This is a genomic window from Providencia rettgeri, from assembly GCF_023205015.1.
In the GTDB taxonomy this organism is placed as follows: domain Bacteria; phylum Pseudomonadota; class Gammaproteobacteria; order Enterobacterales; family Enterobacteriaceae; genus Providencia; species Providencia rettgeri_E.
Genome location: NZ_CP096258.1, coordinates 4,064,406 through 4,082,172 on the forward strand (window position 1 = coordinate 4,064,406; position 17,767 = coordinate 4,082,172).

The 17,767-nt window shown below is 41.8% G+C and carries 21 protein-coding genes; 16 read left to right on the plus strand and 5 right to left on the minus strand.

All coding sequences use genetic code 11. The features are described 5' to 3' along the window. Nucleotides 1-2: 2 nt before the first annotated feature. Complete coding sequence (phnW, locus tag M0M83_RS18560; RefSeq protein WP_213913356.1) at nucleotides 3-1,106, minus strand: 2-aminoethylphosphonate--pyruvate transaminase; 1,104 nt, start codon at nucleotides 1,104-1,106, stop codon at nucleotides 3-5. A gap of 138 nt (nucleotides 1,107-1,244) precedes the next feature. Between phnW and phnR the strand changes: the two genes are divergently transcribed. The 13 genes from phnR to nrdG all read left to right on the plus strand — a co-directional run bounded on the left by phnR (nucleotide 1,245) and on the right by nrdG (nucleotide 12,732). Then, a complete protein-coding gene (phnR, locus tag M0M83_RS18565; protein WP_125890644.1) occupies nucleotides 1,245-1,964 on the plus strand; it encodes a phosphonate utilization transcriptional regulator PhnR in 720 nt (239 codons plus the stop codon). Nucleotides 1,965-2,091: 127 nt separating this feature from the next. Beyond that, nucleotides 2,092-3,105 carry a 2-aminoethylphosphonate ABC transporter substrate-binding protein gene (gene phnS / locus M0M83_RS18570; RefSeq protein WP_248467159.1) on the plus strand — a complete coding sequence of 338 codons (1,014 nt, stop codon included), beginning with the start codon at nucleotides 2,092-2,094 and terminating at the stop codon, nucleotides 3,103-3,105. Between the two features lie 6 nt (nucleotides 3,106-3,111). Then, entirely contained in the window at nucleotides 3,112-4,221 is a 1,110-nt protein-coding gene (phnT, locus tag M0M83_RS18575) for a 2-aminoethylphosphonate ABC transport system ATP-binding subunit PhnT (protein ID WP_213913358.1), read from the plus strand. Nucleotide 4,222: 1 nt separating this feature from the next. Beyond that, a complete protein-coding gene (phnU, locus tag M0M83_RS18580) occupies nucleotides 4,223-5,083 on the plus strand; it encodes a 2-aminoethylphosphonate ABC transporter permease subunit (RefSeq protein ID WP_248467161.1) in 861 nt (286 codons plus the stop codon). 2 nt (nucleotides 5,084-5,085) lie between these two features. After that, on the plus strand, nucleotides 5,086-5,883 hold the full coding sequence (gene phnV, locus M0M83_RS18585) for a 2-aminoethylphosphonate ABC transport system, membrane component PhnV (RefSeq protein ID WP_213913360.1): 798 nt from the start codon (nucleotides 5,086-5,088) through the stop codon (nucleotides 5,881-5,883). A gap of 401 nt (nucleotides 5,884-6,284) precedes the next feature. Next, on the plus strand, nucleotides 6,285-6,788 hold the full coding sequence (locus M0M83_RS18590; protein WP_125890649.1) for a fimbrial protein: 504 nt from the start codon (nucleotides 6,285-6,287) through the stop codon (nucleotides 6,786-6,788). Between the two features lie 109 nt (nucleotides 6,789-6,897). Beyond that, on the plus strand, nucleotides 6,898-7,413 hold the full coding sequence (locus M0M83_RS18595) for a hypothetical protein (RefSeq protein WP_125890650.1): 516 nt from the start codon (nucleotides 6,898-6,900) through the stop codon (nucleotides 7,411-7,413). A gap of 193 nt (nucleotides 7,414-7,606) precedes the next feature. Continuing rightward, nucleotides 7,607-7,738, plus strand: a complete 132-nt coding sequence (locus M0M83_RS21580; RefSeq protein ID WP_272664528.1) for a hypothetical protein — start codon at nucleotides 7,607-7,609, stop codon at nucleotides 7,736-7,738. A gap of 34 nt (nucleotides 7,739-7,772) precedes the next feature. After that, a complete protein-coding gene (gene pyrB, locus M0M83_RS18600) occupies nucleotides 7,773-8,708 on the plus strand; it encodes an aspartate carbamoyltransferase (protein WP_125890652.1) in 936 nt (311 codons plus the stop codon). Nucleotides 8,709-8,721: 13 nt separating this feature from the next. After that, the gene (gene pyrI / locus M0M83_RS18605) at nucleotides 8,722-9,186 is read left to right on the plus strand and encodes an aspartate carbamoyltransferase regulatory subunit (protein WP_102138191.1); all 465 of its coding nucleotides are present in this window, start codon (nucleotides 8,722-8,724) and stop codon (nucleotides 9,184-9,186) included. A gap of 162 nt (nucleotides 9,187-9,348) precedes the next feature. Further along, nucleotides 9,349-9,735: a 2-iminobutanoate/2-iminopropanoate deaminase gene (gene ridA, locus M0M83_RS18610; RefSeq protein ID WP_004907508.1), complete on the plus strand. Its 387-nt coding sequence runs from the start codon at nucleotides 9,349-9,351 to the stop codon at nucleotides 9,733-9,735. Between the two features lie 389 nt (nucleotides 9,736-10,124). Beyond that, nucleotides 10,125-12,263 carry an anaerobic ribonucleoside-triphosphate reductase gene (gene nrdD / locus M0M83_RS18615; RefSeq protein ID WP_125890653.1) on the plus strand — a complete coding sequence of 713 codons (2,139 nt, stop codon included), beginning with the start codon at nucleotides 10,125-10,127 and terminating at the stop codon, nucleotides 12,261-12,263. A gap of 4 nt (nucleotides 12,264-12,267) precedes the next feature. Beyond that, nucleotides 12,268-12,732, plus strand: a complete 465-nt coding sequence (gene nrdG, locus M0M83_RS18620; RefSeq protein ID WP_248467163.1) for an anaerobic ribonucleoside-triphosphate reductase-activating protein — start codon at nucleotides 12,268-12,270, stop codon at nucleotides 12,730-12,732. On the opposite strand, the gene M0M83_RS18625 is transcribed toward nrdG, so the two are convergent. Then, nucleotides 12,729-13,166: a YhbP family protein gene (locus tag M0M83_RS18625; RefSeq protein WP_248467165.1), complete on the minus strand. Its 438-nt coding sequence runs from the start codon at nucleotides 13,164-13,166 to the stop codon at nucleotides 12,729-12,731. The two genes, nrdG and M0M83_RS18625, sit on opposite strands and share 4 nt — an antisense overlap. 319 nt (nucleotides 13,167-13,485) lie before the next feature. Next, nucleotides 13,486-13,737, minus strand: a complete 252-nt coding sequence (gene bhsA, locus M0M83_RS18630) for a multiple stress resistance protein BhsA (protein WP_125890656.1) — start codon at nucleotides 13,735-13,737, stop codon at nucleotides 13,486-13,488. 270 nt (nucleotides 13,738-14,007) lie between these two features. Here bhsA and M0M83_RS18635 point away from each other — a divergent pair, with 270 nt between their 5' ends. Then, nucleotides 14,008-14,346, plus strand: a complete 339-nt coding sequence (locus tag M0M83_RS18635) for a GIY-YIG nuclease family protein (RefSeq protein ID WP_248467166.1) — start codon at nucleotides 14,008-14,010, stop codon at nucleotides 14,344-14,346. On the opposite strand, the gene M0M83_RS18640 is transcribed toward M0M83_RS18635, so the two are convergent. Together M0M83_RS18640 and ubiT are read right to left on the minus strand one after the other, a co-directional pair. Beyond that, nucleotides 14,319-14,822, minus strand: a complete 504-nt coding sequence (locus tag M0M83_RS18640) for a GNAT family N-acetyltransferase (RefSeq protein WP_248467167.1) — start codon at nucleotides 14,820-14,822, stop codon at nucleotides 14,319-14,321. The genes M0M83_RS18635 and M0M83_RS18640 overlap by 28 nt on opposite strands. Then, nucleotides 14,816-15,340: a ubiquinone anaerobic biosynthesis accessory factor UbiT gene (gene ubiT, locus M0M83_RS18645; protein ID WP_125890659.1), complete on the minus strand. Its 525-nt coding sequence runs from the start codon at nucleotides 15,338-15,340 to the stop codon at nucleotides 14,816-14,818. Before ubiT ends, M0M83_RS18640 begins: the two co-directional genes overlap by 7 nt. A 513-nt stretch (nucleotides 15,341-15,853) precedes the next feature. On the opposite strand from ubiT, the gene ubiU reads away from it, so the two are divergent. Together ubiU and M0M83_RS18655 are read left to right on the plus strand one after the other, a co-directional pair. After that, nucleotides 15,854-16,849, plus strand: coding sequence for a ubiquinone anaerobic biosynthesis protein UbiU (gene ubiU / locus M0M83_RS18650; RefSeq protein ID WP_125890660.1), 996 nt, complete (start codon nucleotides 15,854-15,856; stop codon nucleotides 16,847-16,849). Between the two features lie 17 nt (nucleotides 16,850-16,866). Then, a complete protein-coding gene (locus M0M83_RS18655; RefSeq protein WP_248467168.1) occupies nucleotides 16,867-17,742 on the plus strand; it encodes a U32 family peptidase in 876 nt (291 codons plus the stop codon). Nucleotides 17,743-17,767: the final 25 nt, after the last annotated feature.

Here is a 17,767-nt window from a genome sequence, read left to right on the forward strand (position 1 = left end):
CCTTATATTTCCCAGTAAATGGCTTTTTCTATTGCTAACAACAATGCATCGATGTCTTTTTCATAAACCTCACCAATGTTTCCAATACGAAAACAGTCGCTTTGCGAGACCTTACCCGGATAAATAACAAAGCCTTGTGATTTTAAATTTTGATAAAATTTCTTAAATTGGTAATCAGGTGAATTTGGTGAATAAAATGCAGTGATAATCGGCGAATGGAGGCTATCTTCTAACAATGTGGTAAAACCTAATTCACGCATACCAGACACCAACTTATGTTGATTTCGCTGATAACGTTGAAACCGAGCAGCAACCCCGCCTTCTTGCATGAGCTCCTTAAGTGCTTGAGCAAACGCTAATACAGTATGAGTTGGTGAAGTAAATCGCCATTTACCGTTGAAATCTTCCATACAACGCCACTGCGCGTACAAATCTAACGATAACGAACGGGATTGCCCTTTACAGTATTCAAGTGCCTCAGTACGAGCGATAACAAAAGCAAACCCCGGAACTCCTTGAATACATTTATTTGCTGAACTAATTAAAAAATCAATGTTAAGCTCAGCAATATCCATGGGGATCCCACCAAAACTACTCATTGCATCCACGATATAGCGTTTTTGATACTGCTTCGCTAATTTCGCAACTTTCTCTATTGGGTTTAAAATTCCTGTCGTCGTTTCACAATGCACCATCGCAATATGCGTGATCTGGTTATCTTGTTGTAATATCTGCTCAATCTGCTGTAGATCAGGCAGTGACACTTCACCACAATCATAAATACAATGGGAAATACCTAAACCTTCAGCCATTTGCGCCATTCGAGCCCCATAGGCACCATTACTGATAATAAAAATTTTCTCCTTAGCGCCAATCGCGCTACCTAAAACAGCTTCAACCGCATAACTCCCACTTCCCTGCAGTAACACCGACGAATACCCCTTTTTGTCGGTTGCCAATGTGACTAACTGTTGGCGGATGTTTTGGACAACGCCTAAATTATAATCATCATCCCATGTGCAGCTATCAAACAGCATAGCGTCCTTTACCGTTTTAGACGTTGTGAGCGGCCCCGGCGTTAATAGCAAATAATGGTTGTTTGTCATTCGATTCACCTTTGGTCTATACCAGATTACCATTATAATGGTCGCAGGCTGCCCAAAAGGTCAAAGGAAAAGTGCGCGTGAAACAAAAAATTCATATAACTATGTATAATATGGTGGAAACAATGATAGGAAATAACCATGAAATTATCAGCGGATGAGACCCCACAATACCTGCTTATCAAAGCCCAATTACAAGGAAGAATTCAAAATGGTGAGCTAAAATGTGGTGATAAACTCCCTTCAGAACGCGAACTTTGTGCTATTTTTAATACAACACGCATCACTATTCGTGAAAGTTTGGCACAGTTAGAGTCCAGTGGGGTAATTTACCGCTCTGAGCGCCGCGGTTGGTTTGTCACACCTGAGCGCCTTTGGTTAGACCCAACCCAAAATACTAATTTTCATAAACTTTGCCTCGAACAAGGTCGCCAACCGAAGACAGTTTTACTGGATGGAAAAGTTATTACCGTTCCTCTCGAAGCTATGGAGCCGTTAAAACTTCAATCATTTGAACAAATTTATTTACTCACCCGCCTACGTTTTGCTGATGACAGACCCGTTTGTTACTGTGAGAACCATTGTTTACCTGCTCGCGTTCCTGAACTGCTACGACACGACCTCAACGGCAGCCTAACGGAGGTATACGAAACCCATTTCAATTTAATTTATACCAGTATGCACTTGTCTTTCTATCCCACTGCAATGCCAGCTCAAGCCGCGCAAGCACTGGGGGTTACTGTTGGTCGTCCAGCCCTATTATTACAGCGTTTAAACTATGACCAACATGGGCGAATTTTAGATTATGATGTTGAGTATTGGCGCCATGATAGCTTGCGCATCGAAGTCGATACGTTGTAATTTTTTCTGCTTATAAAAAATAATTTTAGCTATTTAGCTGTATTTCATCTTTTTGTCATATAAACCCGTTAGCGTAAAAAGCATCTGGTATATACCAGAATGCATTTTACCTTAACAGGAGAACACGATGAAACGCACCTATTTAGCAGGCCTATTAATGGCAGCCTTTTGCTCTACCTCTGTTTTTGCCGCTGATGTTGTCACTGTTTACTCCGCTGATGGACTACACGATGGCAATAATAGTTGGTATAAAAATCAGTTCGAGGCATTCACCAAGCAAACAGGTATCAAAGTACAGTATGTTGAAAGTGGTTCAGGGGCGATCGTTGAAAGGCTCTCTAAAGAGCGCACCAATCCACAAGCGGATGTACTCATCACCGTTCCGCCATTTATCCAACGTGCAGCAAAAAACCAACTATTAGCTGAATTTACCCCCGAAACTGCGGCTAATATTCCTAATTCAAACCACTATTACACACCATTGGTCAATAACTACCTGACCTTTATCTATAATGCCAAACTGCTTAAATCCCCACCTGAAAACTGGAACGCCCTACTCGATCCTCGCTTTAAAAATAAACTGCAATATTCAACCCCAGGACAAGCTGGAGACGGTACTGCAGTGATGCTACAAGCTTTCCACAGTTTTAATAGCAAAGATGCAGGGTTTGATTACCTCGGTAAATTGCAAGAAAATAACGTTGGCCCATCGGCTTCCACCGGTAAGCTCACTGCACTGGTCAATAAAGGGGAACTTTATGTCGCGAATGGCGACTTACAAATGAATTTATCTCAAATGGGACGTAACCCTAATGTCCAAATTTTTTGGCCGAAAGATGCCAACGGGGAGCGTAGTGCGCTGGTTTTACCCTATGTTATCGGCCTAGTTAACAATGCTCCCGAAACAGAAAACGGTAAAAAACTGATTAATTTCCTTTTGGATAAACCATCACAAAGCCGTGTTAGTGAGCTTTCATGGGGTATGCCTGTTCGTTCCGATGTCACACCATCCGATAAACAGTATCACACTGCTCTTCAGAAGTTAGAAGGCGTGAAAACTTGGCAACCTAATTGGGATGAAGTTGAAGTTTCCCTATCCGATGATATTTCACGTTGGCAGAAAGTCACTGACGGTGAGTAACTTAAGATGTTGATGAAACGAAAAGTCACTACAGCAATACAGCAAACCGAACACTCTGGGATCACATTAGAGTCTTTACGTGTCTCTTATCATAATAATGTCGTGCTTAAGCCCCTAGACTTAACCATCGACCCCGGGGAAATATTGGTGTTGATTGGCCCATCAGGTTCAGGGAAAACCACGGTATTGCGTGCTATTGCAGGGTTCGCTCAACCAGATAGCGGGCGCATTTTATTGGGTGATACGGATATCACCCACCTTCCCCCGTATCAACGCGGACTTGGCATGGTCGTGCAAAACTACGCACTCTTTCCCCACATGAAAGTGGAAGAGAATGTCGCGTTTGGTTTGCGAGCACAAAAACAGCCCAAAGCACTGATTAATGAGCGAGTCGTTGAAGCCCTTAAAATTGTTGGAATGACGGATTACGCAACCCGCTATCCTCACCAACTCTCAGGGGGGCAGCAACAGCGGGTTGCGATTGCGAGAGCAATTGCCGTAAGGCCTCGAGTCCTGTTACTTGATGAACCACTTTCCGCGCTCGATGCACAGATCCGCCACAATATGGTCGAAGAAATCGCCCGTTTACACCGTGAACTGCCTGAATTGACTATTCTTTACGTCACCCATGACCAAACGGAAGCACTCGCACTTGGTGACAAAATTGGCATCATGAAAGAGGGCTACTTAGTCGCACATGGTGAGAAAAATGCCTTATATCACCGCCCACCCAACCGTTTTGCCGCTGAGTTTTTAGGCCGAGCCAATATTCTAGCCGCTACCGCGCTCGGTTTTTCAACAAGCCCTGGGAAAGTGAATGTCAGTTGTGGTGGAACATTGCTGGAAGCCCATACATTAGGTATGAGAGCGGGTACACACAAATGGGTGTGCATTCGCCCGCAACACCTCACTCTATTGCCAAATACCAATACCACTAATCAGCTACAAGCTACATTAACGTCTATTCGCTGGCAGGGAGATTTAACCCATTTAATTTGTGATGTTGCTGGAGAAACCGTGAGTGTTGCCGTTACCCATTTGGCCTCACCACCTGCAGTAGGCGATAAACTCACTTTATGGTTTTCACCTGCAGATACCGTTTTAATTGAGGAATAACATGTCACATATTAGCGTGCCAAAAGGTTCATCAATAACGATAAAGCCCATTTATTGGATATTGCCCCCATTGCTGGTGTTAGCTACGCTGTTTTTTTATCCCTTATTGTTGATAGCCCAACAAGCACTGCAAAATGAAACCGGAGGATGGGGGTTAGATGCATTTTGGCAACTGATTGAGTCAAAACGCTTTATTAATGGGTTATGGAATACTCTCTACATTGCCATTTTTGCCACCTTAGGCTGCCTTGTGATAGGCAGTGTTTTATCGCTGATCTTGGTGTTTATTCCTTTTCCGGGAAGCCGTTTTATCACTCAAGTAATTGATACTTTTATTGCCCTACCGACTTTTTTGATCACCCTCGCTTTCACCTTTATTTATGGTTCTGCTGGGCTACTCAATGGCACCTTGATGGCATTGTTTGATTTCGAACTGCCCCCCGTTGATTTCCTTTATTCCATTCATGGGGTGATCTTAGCAGAAATTACCGTTTTTACCCCTCTGGTCATGCACCCTCTCATGGCAGCATTGCGCCAAATAGACAAGAGCCAGTTAGAAGCCGCCAGTATTTTAGGTGCGCACCCTGCGCGGGTGATCGCGAAAGTCATTTTTCCTGCAGCACTTCCCGCTCTATTAGCCGGTGGCAGCCTGTGCCTACTGCTAACCACCAATGAATTTGGCATCGTACTGTTTATCGGGGCGAAAGGCGTCAATACCTTGCCTATGATGGTCTACAGTAAAGCGATATTAGAGTCAGATTATGCGGTGGCATGCATGATTGCCTTAATTAACATCTTGCTTTCACTCGGGTTATTTTTCCTATACAGAATGGCGACCACTCGCCTTGGAGTAAGGAATTAATTATGTTGATATGGTCTAAAAAAGGGCGAGCAATCGCGACTATCATTGCCATCAGCTTATTTTGTTTATTATTTTTGCTGCCTTTAGTGATGATTTTAATGTCAAGTTTCAGCCGACAATGGAATGGTATTTTACCTTCAGGCTTCACTTTTGAACATTTTGTGAACGCGTTTAGTGGGCCTGCTTGGGATGCCATATTATCGAGCCTAGTGGTTGGTTTTAGTGCCAGTCTATTTGCACTGTTTTGTGGGCTTTGGGCTGCGTTAGCATTAAGAAGACACAGCGGGAAAATACAAAAGTGGCTGAGTATCGCATTCTATCTACCCAGTGCAATTCCTTCTGTTTCTATTGGGCTTGGGATCCTTGTGGCATTCAGCCAAGGCTATTTACAAATGAATGGTACCTTTTGGATTGTATTTAGTGCTCACTTTGTGTTGATTTCTGCTTTTACGTTTAGCAATGTTTCCACTGGCTTAGCGCGTATTTCTCCCGATATTGAAAATGTGGCTTTTAGCTTAGGCGCTTCCCCTTGGTATCGTTTATGCCATGTCACCCTACCACTATTGATGCCATGGATGATTTCAGCACTGGCATTAAGTTTATCGCTGTCCTTAGGAGAACTCGGCGCCACAATGATGTTGTATCCCCCCGGCTGGGCCACTTTACCCGTATCCATTTTCAGTTTAACCGATAGAGGCAATATTGCAGATGGCTCCGCTCTGACGATTGTGTTAGTTTCAGTAACATTATTCCTAATGTTTAAACTTGAAAAAATAGCAATAAAATTAGGGCAAAAATAAATACCAAGCCAGATAAAAGCCCATCATGGGTTTTTATCTATTTTCTCATAACTCTAAAGTTTATTAACGATAACACACTCACATCAACACTATTATTTAATTTAAAATTAACAAGCTATATTCTTAAAATTAAATTAAAAACCAATCATAAAAAACACGCAGATTACTTAAGTAAAAAAACATAGCTATTAAAATATATAACTATTAAATAAAATATACTAGCTACGTATTTACCCCAAACATTTAAACATGATAAACCGCCACGGTTTAAAAAAAGGGTTTTAAATTAATTTAAAATTCAAAGTCAGGATTAAATAGTTATTTAACCTCAGTCTATTTAATAGCATTACTATATTTATTAGAATATAAAACTTCTCAAAATCAATAAAAGGATTTTTATTATGTGTTTGCTAAAAAAAAGCAGCCTAGCACTCTTACTGTGTGTATCTTTACCTGCTCTATCCGCCGTTCAAAATATGCCAATCAATATCAAAGGGACGTTCTCAAACGTGACCCAGCCTTGTAATGATGCCAAGCTTGAAAATACAACAAATTTTGGTGCTATCAATACATTAGAAAAAGTGGGTGATGAAACCGCATACCGTAACTCGGGTTATTTAAGTTTTTCATGCGAATTCCCTGCAGATGCGAAACTCACTTTCGTCGCCAACAATGCGCCAAATTCACCTGAAGCATTTAAAACCTCAAGTGATGCATTTGGTGTGAAATTAAAATATAACAGCACCGAAATTAAACCTGGTCAATCTGATGATATTAAAGTAGTTAAAGGCGGAAATACTATTTACTTCTATACCAGTGTTGCTCGTTTATCCGCAAATGGCCCTAATGACTTTGGTAATCACACTTTTGATATTACTGGTAACTTAGCGATTACTTACCAGTAACAGATAGAAAAAAGATATTCGTGGCTGAGCAAGATTATTCCTCAGCCACACAATAATGGTTTAATAATATAAAAATAGATAAAGCATGATTTATCATTTGAGAAATACTATGAGTTATGTCGTTCCTTTAAAAACACTATTATCCTCCGTATTATTATTCGGCACGGTTTCTATTTCTCAAGCGGTAACACAAAATATGCCTATTCATATTAGTGGCTCATTTTCAGCAACAACCGCAATATGCCATATGTCGAGTAATACAGTATCGAGCTATCGTGTATTAGCTGTTGGGAGAAATAGAAATATAGGTCAAGAAATCGCACCACATAAAATTGAGCTCAATATTGATTGCAATACGAACGCCAAAGCACAATTATCCTTTAATGCTCCATCAACGTCTTATTCAAGCCATTTATTTCAAACTTCCAGTAATGCATTCGGCGTTAAATTAAGCTGGCAAGGGGAACCTATTTTCCCTAATGAAAGTGTCGCCATTGCCATGACACAGAATCAAAAAAGCTACTATCTCGATGCTGTATTAGTCAGAGTTGCCCCTAATGGACCCGGAGATTATGGCGAGCACTCGTTTAATATTGCTGGAAACTTAGCGGTAGATTACCCATAGATACTGGCTGGTTTCTACCAGCGCTCAATTTTCCGTCATCTTGTTGATTTTTTCCACTTTTATCTCATCGTCTAGTTTTTGTACAAAATAGAAACGTAAGTGCAAAAATAAAAAAAATGTATTTTTCTTTATGCAAACGCTTGCGTCATGGAATGAGATGCGTATAATGCGCCACAATTTGCCGGGAGAAACCATGAACGCTGCTGCTCTATTTTTTACAGAGAACACCTCCACTGCACTGCCTTCTGGTGGTCTGGACAGCCTGTTTTTCCCCTTCTTATTTATAAAAAAGCCCCTCAATGAGGGGCTTTTTTTTGGCCTATAGACCTAATATGTCTTGCTGACACAGGAGAACAACAATGCCGAACCCTTTATACCACCGCGATATCATCTCAATTAATGATTTAGACCGTTCAGACCTTGAGTTAGTGCTTAACGTCGCTGCTTCATTAAAAAAACAGCCACAACCTGAGTTTCTAAAGCATAAAGTCGTCGCAAGTTGTTTCTTTGAAGCCTCTACACGCACACGTTTGTCATTCGAAACGGCGATTCATCGCTTAGGGGCGTCTGTTGTTGGTTTCTCTGATAGCACCAACACTTCACTCGGCAAGAAAGGCGAAACTCTGGCAGATACCATCTCTGTCATCAGCCAATACGTGGATGCAATTGTCATGCGCCACCCTCAAGAAGGCGCCGCTCGCCTCGCTAGCCAGTTTGCAGGCCAAATCCCTGTCATTAATGCAGGCGATGGTTCAAACCAACATCCCACACAAACGTTACTCGACTTGTTTACTATCCAAGAAACTCAAGGCCGTTTAGAAAACCTGCAAATTGCCATGGTCGGTGACCTAAAATATGGCCGAACCGTGCATTCCTTAACCCAAGCGCTGTCTAAATTTGACGGTAATCACTTCTACTTTATTGCCCCTGAAGCGCTTTCAATGCCAAACCATATTCTGCACATTTTAGAAGAAAAAGGCGCAACCTACAGCCTCCATAATAATATTGATGAAGTGATGCCAGAACTCGACATCCTGTATATGACCCGCGTACAAAAAGAGCGTCTCGACCCTTCTGAATACGCGAATGTTAAGGCGCAATTTATTTTAAGTGCCGCTGACCTGCATTGTGCAAAACCGAATTTAAAAGTCTTACACCCACTGCCTCGTGTTGATGAAATCGCGGTAGATGTAGATAACACACCGTATGCTTACTATTTCCAGCAAGCAGGAAATGGGATTTATGCAAGGCAAGCATTGTTATCTCTGGTTTTAAATAAAGAATTGGCTATCTGAGGAGGAAATTACCATGACACACGACCATAAATTACAAGTTGAAGCAATCAGCCACGGTACCGTTATTGACCACATTCCTGCTCAAATTGGTTTCAAATTACTAAAATTGTTTAAGCTAACAAAAACAGACGAACGCATCACGATTGGCTTAAATTTGCCATCAAGCAATCTAGGCAAAAAAGACATTATCAAAATCGAAAATACCTTTTTAACCCCAGAGCAAGCTAATCAATTAGCCATGTATGCCCCTGAAGCCACCGTTAACCGTATTGAAGATTACCAAGTGGTAGAAAAACTTGAACTCACACTGCCTCACTATATCGACAATGTGTTAATTTGCCCAAACAGCAACTGTATTAGCCATAATGAACCTGTATCAAGCAGTTTCCGCGTGAAAAAAATCGGCAAAGAAGTCGCACTGACGTGTAAATTCTGCGAAAAAGAGTTCGATAGAGACGCTGTGATCAATAACCAATAGGTTGTTTTTGCGTAGACTGCGGTGTTGTCTAGGAGCAATCCATGTTTATAATGGTGCCTAACACCCCATAAAGTTATACTCAACATCATACCAAACTACAGAAACCGCTGTGGCTTGCCATATGATGAGTATTTTCTCATTACGTGATGAAACGGAGTAGTTATGTCATACGAAATCAATACAGAAAACGCACCAGCAGCGATCGGTCCTTACGTTCAAGGCGTAGATTTGGGTAGTATGGTTATCACATCAGGGCAAATCCCTGTCGACCCTAAAACGGGTGAAGTGCCTGAAGATATCGCAGCACAAACTCGCCAATCACTGGCTAACGTAAAAGCAATTTTAGAAAAAGCTGGCTTAAGTGCGGCTAATATCGTGAAAACAACGGTATTTGTAAAAGATTTAAATGACTTTGCGACCGTGAATGCGACCTATGAAGAGTTTTTCAAACAGCATAATGCCCCATTCCCAGCTCGTTCTTGCGTTGAAGTTGCTCGTCTGCCAAAAGACGTAAAAATTGAAATCGAAGCAATCGCTGTGCGTAAATAATAATGACGTAAAGCCAAGCACCCCATGAATTAAATGGGGTGTTTTTCATTTTATTCCTTTATACACAAGCTCACACATTCCTCGTTCTCCTCATGTTTCTTGATAACAAAAGCATGCCACACATTTATTTATTCGATTAAAATTAACATCGCTGACTAAAAGATTTATTTCCTCTGCGCTTTTGATATTCATACAAATTATTTTTTTCCTTGTTTTAAATCAAATAGTGGTGATCTAAAAAAAAGCAAAACACCACATATTGTGCTTTAATTACGCATAATGACACAACATATAGTATTTATTCACATTTTATCCACAGATTAGTACCCGTGATAAACATGGCGAATAGCTGAAGTCGCATTGTGGATAACTTAACAAGGAGAATGCCCGTGGGAACGGTTGTTATAAAAAGAGATGGTTGTCAGGTCGGTTTTGACCTTCCACGAATTCAAGAAGCCGTTAAGCGTGCAGCGGCTGCTGTGAATGTTAAGGATGACGATTATTGTCTTCAGGTTGCATCTGTTGTTACAGAGCAACTTTGCAGCCGTGACCGAGTGGATATCGCTGAAATCCAAGACGCTGTCGAAAACCAATTGATGGCCGGGCCTTATAAAGACTTAGCCCGTGCTTATATTGAGTATCGCCATGATAGAGACAGCGAACGCGAAAAACGCAGCCAATTGACACATGACATTCGTGGTCTAATCGAACAAAGTAACGTCTCTTTACTCAATGAAAATGCCAATAAAGACAGTAAAGTGATCCCGACACAACGCGATTTACTCGCAGGTATCGTCGCTAAACATTATGCAAAACAACATATTTTGCCAAGAGATGTCGTTATTGCACACGAACGAGGCGAAATTCACTATCATGACCTCGACTATGCGCCTTTTTTCCCGATGTTTAACTGTATGTTAATTGACCTTGAAGGTATGTTAACTAATGGTTTTAAAATGGGAAATGCCGAAATAGAGCCACCAAAGTCTATTTCAACCGCAACAGCCGTTACCGCACAAATTATCGCCCAAGTTGCTAGCCACATCTATGGCGGTACAACCATTAACCGCATTGACGAAATTTTAGCGCCATATGTCGCAATCAGCTATGAAAAGCACCTAAAAGTCGCCAAAGAGTGGGGAGTTGCAGATGCGGAAGGTTATGCACACAACCGTACAGATAAAGAGTGTTATGATGCTTTTCAGTCCTTAGAGTATGAAGTCAATACACTCCACACTGCAAATGGCCAAACCCCTTTTGTGACTTTCGGTTTTGGCCTTGGCACTTCTAAAGAAGCGAGACTCATTCAGCAATCTATTCTGAAAAATCGCATTGCTGGCCTTGGCAAAAACCGCAAAACAGCGGTTTTCCCGAAACTCGTCTTTGCGATTAAAGATGGTTTAAACCATAAACTGGGTGATCCTAATTACGACATCAAACAACTCGCTTTAGAGTGCGCCAGTAAGCGCATGTACCCTGACATTCTTAACTATGATCGCGTCGTTGACGTGACGGGGTCATTTAAGACCCCTATGGGCTGCCGCAGCTTCCTTGGCGTCTATGAAGAAAATGGGCAACAAATCCATGATGGGCGCAACAATTTAGGGGTTATCAGCCTAAACCTGCCTCGCATTGCTATCGAAGCGCAAGGCAATGAAGATGCATTTTGGGCATTACTAGATGAACGCCTAGCAATTGCTAAGAAAGCATTAATGACCCGGATTGCCCGTTTAGAAACCGTAAAAGCACGTGTTGCGCCAATTTTGTATATGGAAGGCGCCTGCGGTGTTCGGTTAAAAGCTGACGATAACGTTGCAGAGATCTTTAAAAACGGACGTGCGTCTATTTCCTTAGGTTACATTGGGTTGCATGAAACCATCAATGCGCTTTTTGGCACACAAACTCATGTCTATGATGACAAAAAATTACGTGAAAAAGCGGTCGAAATTGTCAGCCGCTTACGCCAAGCCACTGATGAGTGGAAAGCCCAAACAGGCTACGGTTTCAGCTTATACAGCACACCAAGTGAAAACTTGTGTGACCGTTTTTGCCGTATCGATACCGCTGAATTTGGGGTAATACAAGGTGTTACCGACAAAGGTTATTACACCAACAGCTTCCATTTAGATGTTGAAAAACAAGTCAATCCTTACGATAAAATTGATTTTGAAGCCTCTTACCCAGCTATCGCGAATGGTGGTTTTATCTGTTACGGCGAATATCCTAACTTACAACATAATGTTAGAGCCTTAGAGGACGTGTGGGACTACAGTTATCAACATGTGCCTTATTATGGGACTAACACTCCAATTGACGAGTGCTATGAATGCGGTTTCTCCGGTGAGTTTTCTTGTACTAGCAAAGGCTTTACCTGCCCTGCTTGCGGTAATCATGACACAAATAGAGTTTCTGTTATCCGTCGAGTTTGTGGTTATTTAGGTAGCCCAGATGCCAGACCATTCAATGCGGGAAAACAGGAGGAGGTTAAGCGTCGTATCAAACACTTAGGTAACGGACAACTAGGTTAACACGATGAATTATCACCAATATTATCCTGTTGATGTGGTCAATGGCCCCGGAACTCGCTGTACGCTGTTTGTGGCAGGGTGTGTTCATCAATGCCGTGGTTGTTACAACCAAAGTACATGGAGAGTGGATTCTGGCATACCATTCACCCAAGAAATGGAAGACCAAATTATCCAAGATTTGCAGGACTCGCGAATCCATCGGCAAGGGCTTTCCCTTTCAGGTGGAGACCCGCTGCACCCAGCCAATTTACCTGCGGTGCTCAAGTTGGTAAAACGCGTAAAAGCAGTTTGCCCAGATAAGGATATCTGGTTATGGACAGGATACACATTGGGTGACTTCACGCTTGAACAGCAAAAAGTGGTGAGCTTTGTCAATACCGTGATTGACGGCAAATTCGAGCAAGATTTACATGACCCGCGCTTAATTTGGCGCGGCAGCTCAAATCAGGTGATCCACAAACTGCGCTAAATTTGCCGTTCCCAATATAGTTTGGTGCCAAAACCTAATTTATTATCCACCATTTTGACATTATCTAAGTGAAGCTGCCAAACCGGCAGTTTCGCTGTTAGTGCGACAGGAAAACGACGGCAATACTGGGCTTTCGCCAATTGCTCTTTCTCCCCCTCGAGTCTCTCAATGAACCCTTTAAACTGGATACCTTGTATCTGACTAACCGCTTTCGATTGTGTGGAAATAGTACCGGCAACTTGTGGATTAGCCACCATAAGCTGCCCATGTTTTGAACTTGAGTCAGTCATTAAAATCAGTGACATACTTTTCGCATCAAATGCATAGTAACAACTGGCAGGCCAGATATCATTGTGATGGTGAGTAAACAGGGAAAAAACGTGTTGGCGGGCAATATAGCGTTGGATGTGTTTTAACGTTTGTTCAGGCGTCATAGCGGTTTCCATATAAACCCGTTCAGAACAAGCTTTCGGGTTACCCCTAAGCTTGCTTAAACTGTTCTGAACGTAGGTATAAAATTCGCTATTACTATAGCCTAACTAATTAAAAAATGGTTCTAATTAGTTTTATCACTCTAATTAACTTGGGTTTTTACACCATATCACCCGAGCCTTTACTCTAAATAATTCGAGTTGTAGCTAGGCGGCAAGTGAACGAAGCGCTAGGAGCATACATAAGTATGTGACTAGTGCGAATGAACGCGGCCAACAACGCTACGGCTCGAAGTATGACGAGTAAATATGACGAATAAATTTATTTATAAATAGCTGCTGTACCACTCATGCTATTCTCACCGCCAGCTGAAATCACACGGAATGAAGTTGCACCAGCTTCATCAGCTTTTTTGGCTAATTGTGCGGTCAGGTCATTGACACTCACAGCACCCGTTACTGAGACATAACCAGCTGCAGGCTGACTAGTATGTTGAACTTCTTCAGCAGCCATTGAACCAAATGAAACAGCACCTAAAGCTAAAGCAGCAGCAAATAATGTTGATTTTTTCATCGTACATACCTTCTTATAAAATTGATTTTTAGCTGGGATTTTTACTGTCCCTCTGTGATATGGATCATATTATGCGCTTTATTTTGAAAAGAGAATTAGCTAATTTTGCTATAGTCATTCAAATATTTTGAATGATAACTTAGGTTGAGGTTACAAATTTGTGACAGTTTCATATCATTTTTTATTTATATTTTAATATGTTATAAATATCTTACTTAACGAATATATTCGTCGTTAACCTAATATTTTCTTCTTATAAATCAGCACAGAATGATAAAAACGACACTAGAAAAAAAACAATCAAAACAAAGTGATTGGTATCTTTACTTAGTAAGAGAGAGAAATAACGCCTTATATTGTGGTATCACCACCGATGTACAACGTCGTTTTGAGCAACATAAGGTAGGAACAGGGGCAAAAGCATTGAAAGGAAAAATGCCTCTAGAATTGGTATTTTCGTGCTTTATTGGTTCTCGTTCGGCAGCTTCAAAAATGGAATATCAAGTTAAGCAACTAAATAAAAAAATAAAAGAAAGGCTGGTCATTGACCAGCCTGATGACTTAGTTAGCTACTTAGCTAGCTATAAATTATTGAAGTGTGAAGAGTAAGTCACCAAACCTTGGTGTTCTCCAATCTCGCCATTTTCTAAGCCACAAACCAAAAAGTGAGCCTGTTGTTCAGGCCATTGGCAACTTATACCGTGGGTTGCAGCGGGTTCAAAACCGAACCGTGAATAGTAGCGTTCATCGCCCAGTACAACGACCGCACCGTAACCAAACTCATTAAGGCTATCTAACCCTTCATAGACCAGTTTTTCTGCGATCCCTTGGCCTTGATGCACTTTACTTACCGCTAATGGTGCAAGACCGACCCATTGTACGTCTTCCTCGTTAACGTCCACAGGCGTGAAGCCAACATAACCAATCACTTCACCATCATCGTTTGTTGCCACAACCCCGAGCGTTAGCAAACCATCTTCACGCAAATGTTGAACAAGGTTAGCTTCCGCTTCAGTTGGAAAGGTTTCTCTCAATAATTTATCAATACCCATTGCGTCGACAGGGATTTCAACTCGGATTAGCATGATGTTAACACAGGCGATTTATGCTCTGCGTCCTCACTTTCATGCACCGTTTTAATCACATCGGCTAATTGTAGCAAAGCAAAACGCAGTGGCGCTGGCATGTTTTCAAGCTCGAAAGCATCCATTAAATTCTTCACATAGAGGCCGAGTTCGGTGTCCCCTTCAATCACCAATCTACGTTGGAAAAAGAGCGTATCGGGGTCTTCTTTACGCGCGGCGATCAGTACCAGATCATTCGCATTACCACTCACACTAACATCAGCCTCTGCATGCTGTTTTACAGACAGTTGGCCATCTTGCAAACTGATAAACCAGACTAACGCTAAGTCACGGACCTCAACCTTTAGCCATTTGTCTTCAAGAAAATCCAGCTCCCCTTCCTTCACTGACTCACGAAATTGCCAGCTTAGCAACTGTTCAAGAACCTGACGCTGCACTGCGAATGGGGTCACTTTCAAAGGCAGTTTTAAAAATGAAGGGCCTTTTGTGATGAGTTGAGAACGAATTTTACTTAACACAGTACTGACTCCCGTAGTAATTGTCTGCCCGTTTTCGTGTAACTACTTAACCGCAGTAGCAGCTCGAATTATTTAGGGTAACATATTGCATATTTAGATGATTGAATTTTCAACGCTAATAACTCCATTTATTGAAGTCATTAACCTAACATTTGACTCACGATGAGTTATATTGCCAAAAAATGATATTATTGGATTGATCCTATATCAACTTTTACACATCCAGCCAATATTTATTTTTCACATCCCTTTGATAAAAACTATCTCTAATTACCTATTTTCTCCAATAAACAATCAAAAGTCAGTCAAAAATAACGCATACCTTCCATTTACAAAACTTATTCTCTGTCATTTAATGAAGTCCCTTTATTACCCACCAGCCCTCTTTTTTCCTTAACGACCTTAATTAACGAATACTGATATCCATTAACAATTTCTCTGCTCTAAATCAAAATCTATAACAGTTCTGTTGACTAGAATGTCAGCTGTTAAATTTGATACAGGGATAGAACAATGGAATTACTCTGCCCCGCAGGGAATTTGCCCGCGTTAAAAGCGGCTGTCGATAACGGTGCTGATGCCGTTTACATTGGATTAAAAAATGATACCAATGCGCGCCATTTCGCAGGACTTAATTTTACGGAAAAAAAACTGCACGAAGCAGAGCGCTATATTCATAACCGTAAACGAAAATTACACATTGCGATTAATACGTTTGCGCATCCTACTGGTTACGAACGTTGGCAAAACTCCGTTGATCTTGCAGCAGATCTCGGTGCCGATGCGCTGATCTTAGCCGATATCGCAATGTTGGAATACGCGGCAAATAAATACCCACATATTGAAAGGCATGTTTCTGTTCAAGCCTCTGCCACCAACACAGAAGCCATTCGCTTTTATCAACGCAATTTCGATGTACATCGCGTCGTACTTCCTCGCGTGTTATCCATTCATCAAGTCAAACAACTGGCTAGAAATAGCCCTGTACCACTTGAGGTATTCGCCTTTGGTAGCCTGTGCATTATGGCAGAAGGACGTTGCTACCTTTCTTCTTATCTTACGGGTGAATCACCCAATACCGTAGGCGCATGCTCCCCAGCACGCTTTGTTCGCTGGCAACAAACGGAAGAAGGCATGGAGTCTCGCTTAAATAATGTGCTGATAGACCGCTACCAAAAAGATGAAAATGCAGGCTATCCAACGTTATGTAAAGGACGTTATCTTGTCGATGATCAGAAATATCATGTCCTGGAAGAGCCTACCAGCCTCAACACCATTGAATTATTACCTGAATTGATGGCAGCAAATATTGCCTCTGTCAAGATTGAAGGCCGCCAACGTAGCCCCGCTTATGTCACGGAAGTGACCCGTATTTGGCGGCAAGCCATCGACCGCTACAAATCCAACCCTAATCACTTTGTCACCGACCCGAAATGGCTAAAAGCATTAGGTGGGCTTTCTGAAGGAAGCCAAACCACGTTGGGCGCTTATCATCGTAAATGGCAGTAATTTAAAAGGTAAATACCATGCAGTACTCGTTAGGATCTGTTCTTTATTATTGGCCAAAACAGACGCTGGAAGATTTTTATCAACACGCCATGCAAAGTGACGCCGATATTATTTATCTCGGTGAGACGGTATGCAGTAAGCGCCGAGAAATGAAGCCCAATGACTGGATAGAACTCGCCCAGCAGCTCACTACAAGTGGCAAACAAATTGTCCTGAGCACCCTTGCTCTCCTTCAAGCACCTTCAGAACTTAAAGAGATCAGCAAGTTAGTTGATAATGGTGAGTTTCTCGTTGAAGCCCATGATTTTGGTGTGATCAACATGTTAGCCGAAAGAAACCTGCCTTTTGTCGCGGGTCATGGTTTGAATTGCTATAACGCACAGACCTTAAATATTCTCTTACGCCAAGGTATGACCCGCTGGTGCATGCCTGTAGAGTTATCGCGTGACTGGCTCGTTAATTTGCTAAATCAGTGTGATGACATCGGCATTCGTGGCAAATTTGAAGTGGAGGTCATGAGCTATGGACACTTACCACTTGCCTATTCTGCACGCTGTTTTACTGCACGCTCTGAAAATAAGCAAAAAGACGAGTGTGAAACCTGTTGTATTAATTACCCCCAAGGGCGCAAAGTACTCTCCCAAGAACAGCAACAAGTATTTACGTTAAATGGCATTCAAACGCTCAGTGGCGCTTGCTATAACCTCGGCAATGACCTGCATTCAATGCATGAGCTTGTGGATATTGTACGCATTTCCCCTGAAGGTATTGAATCTCTTGAAGTTATCAAGCAGTTTAAAGCCAATGAAAGTGGGGATACCCCGCTAAATATAGCCAATCAAAACTGCAATGGTTACTGGCGACAAATTGCAGGGTTATCGCTAGTGCCTTGATATACAATAGGTAATGAGTTCGAAC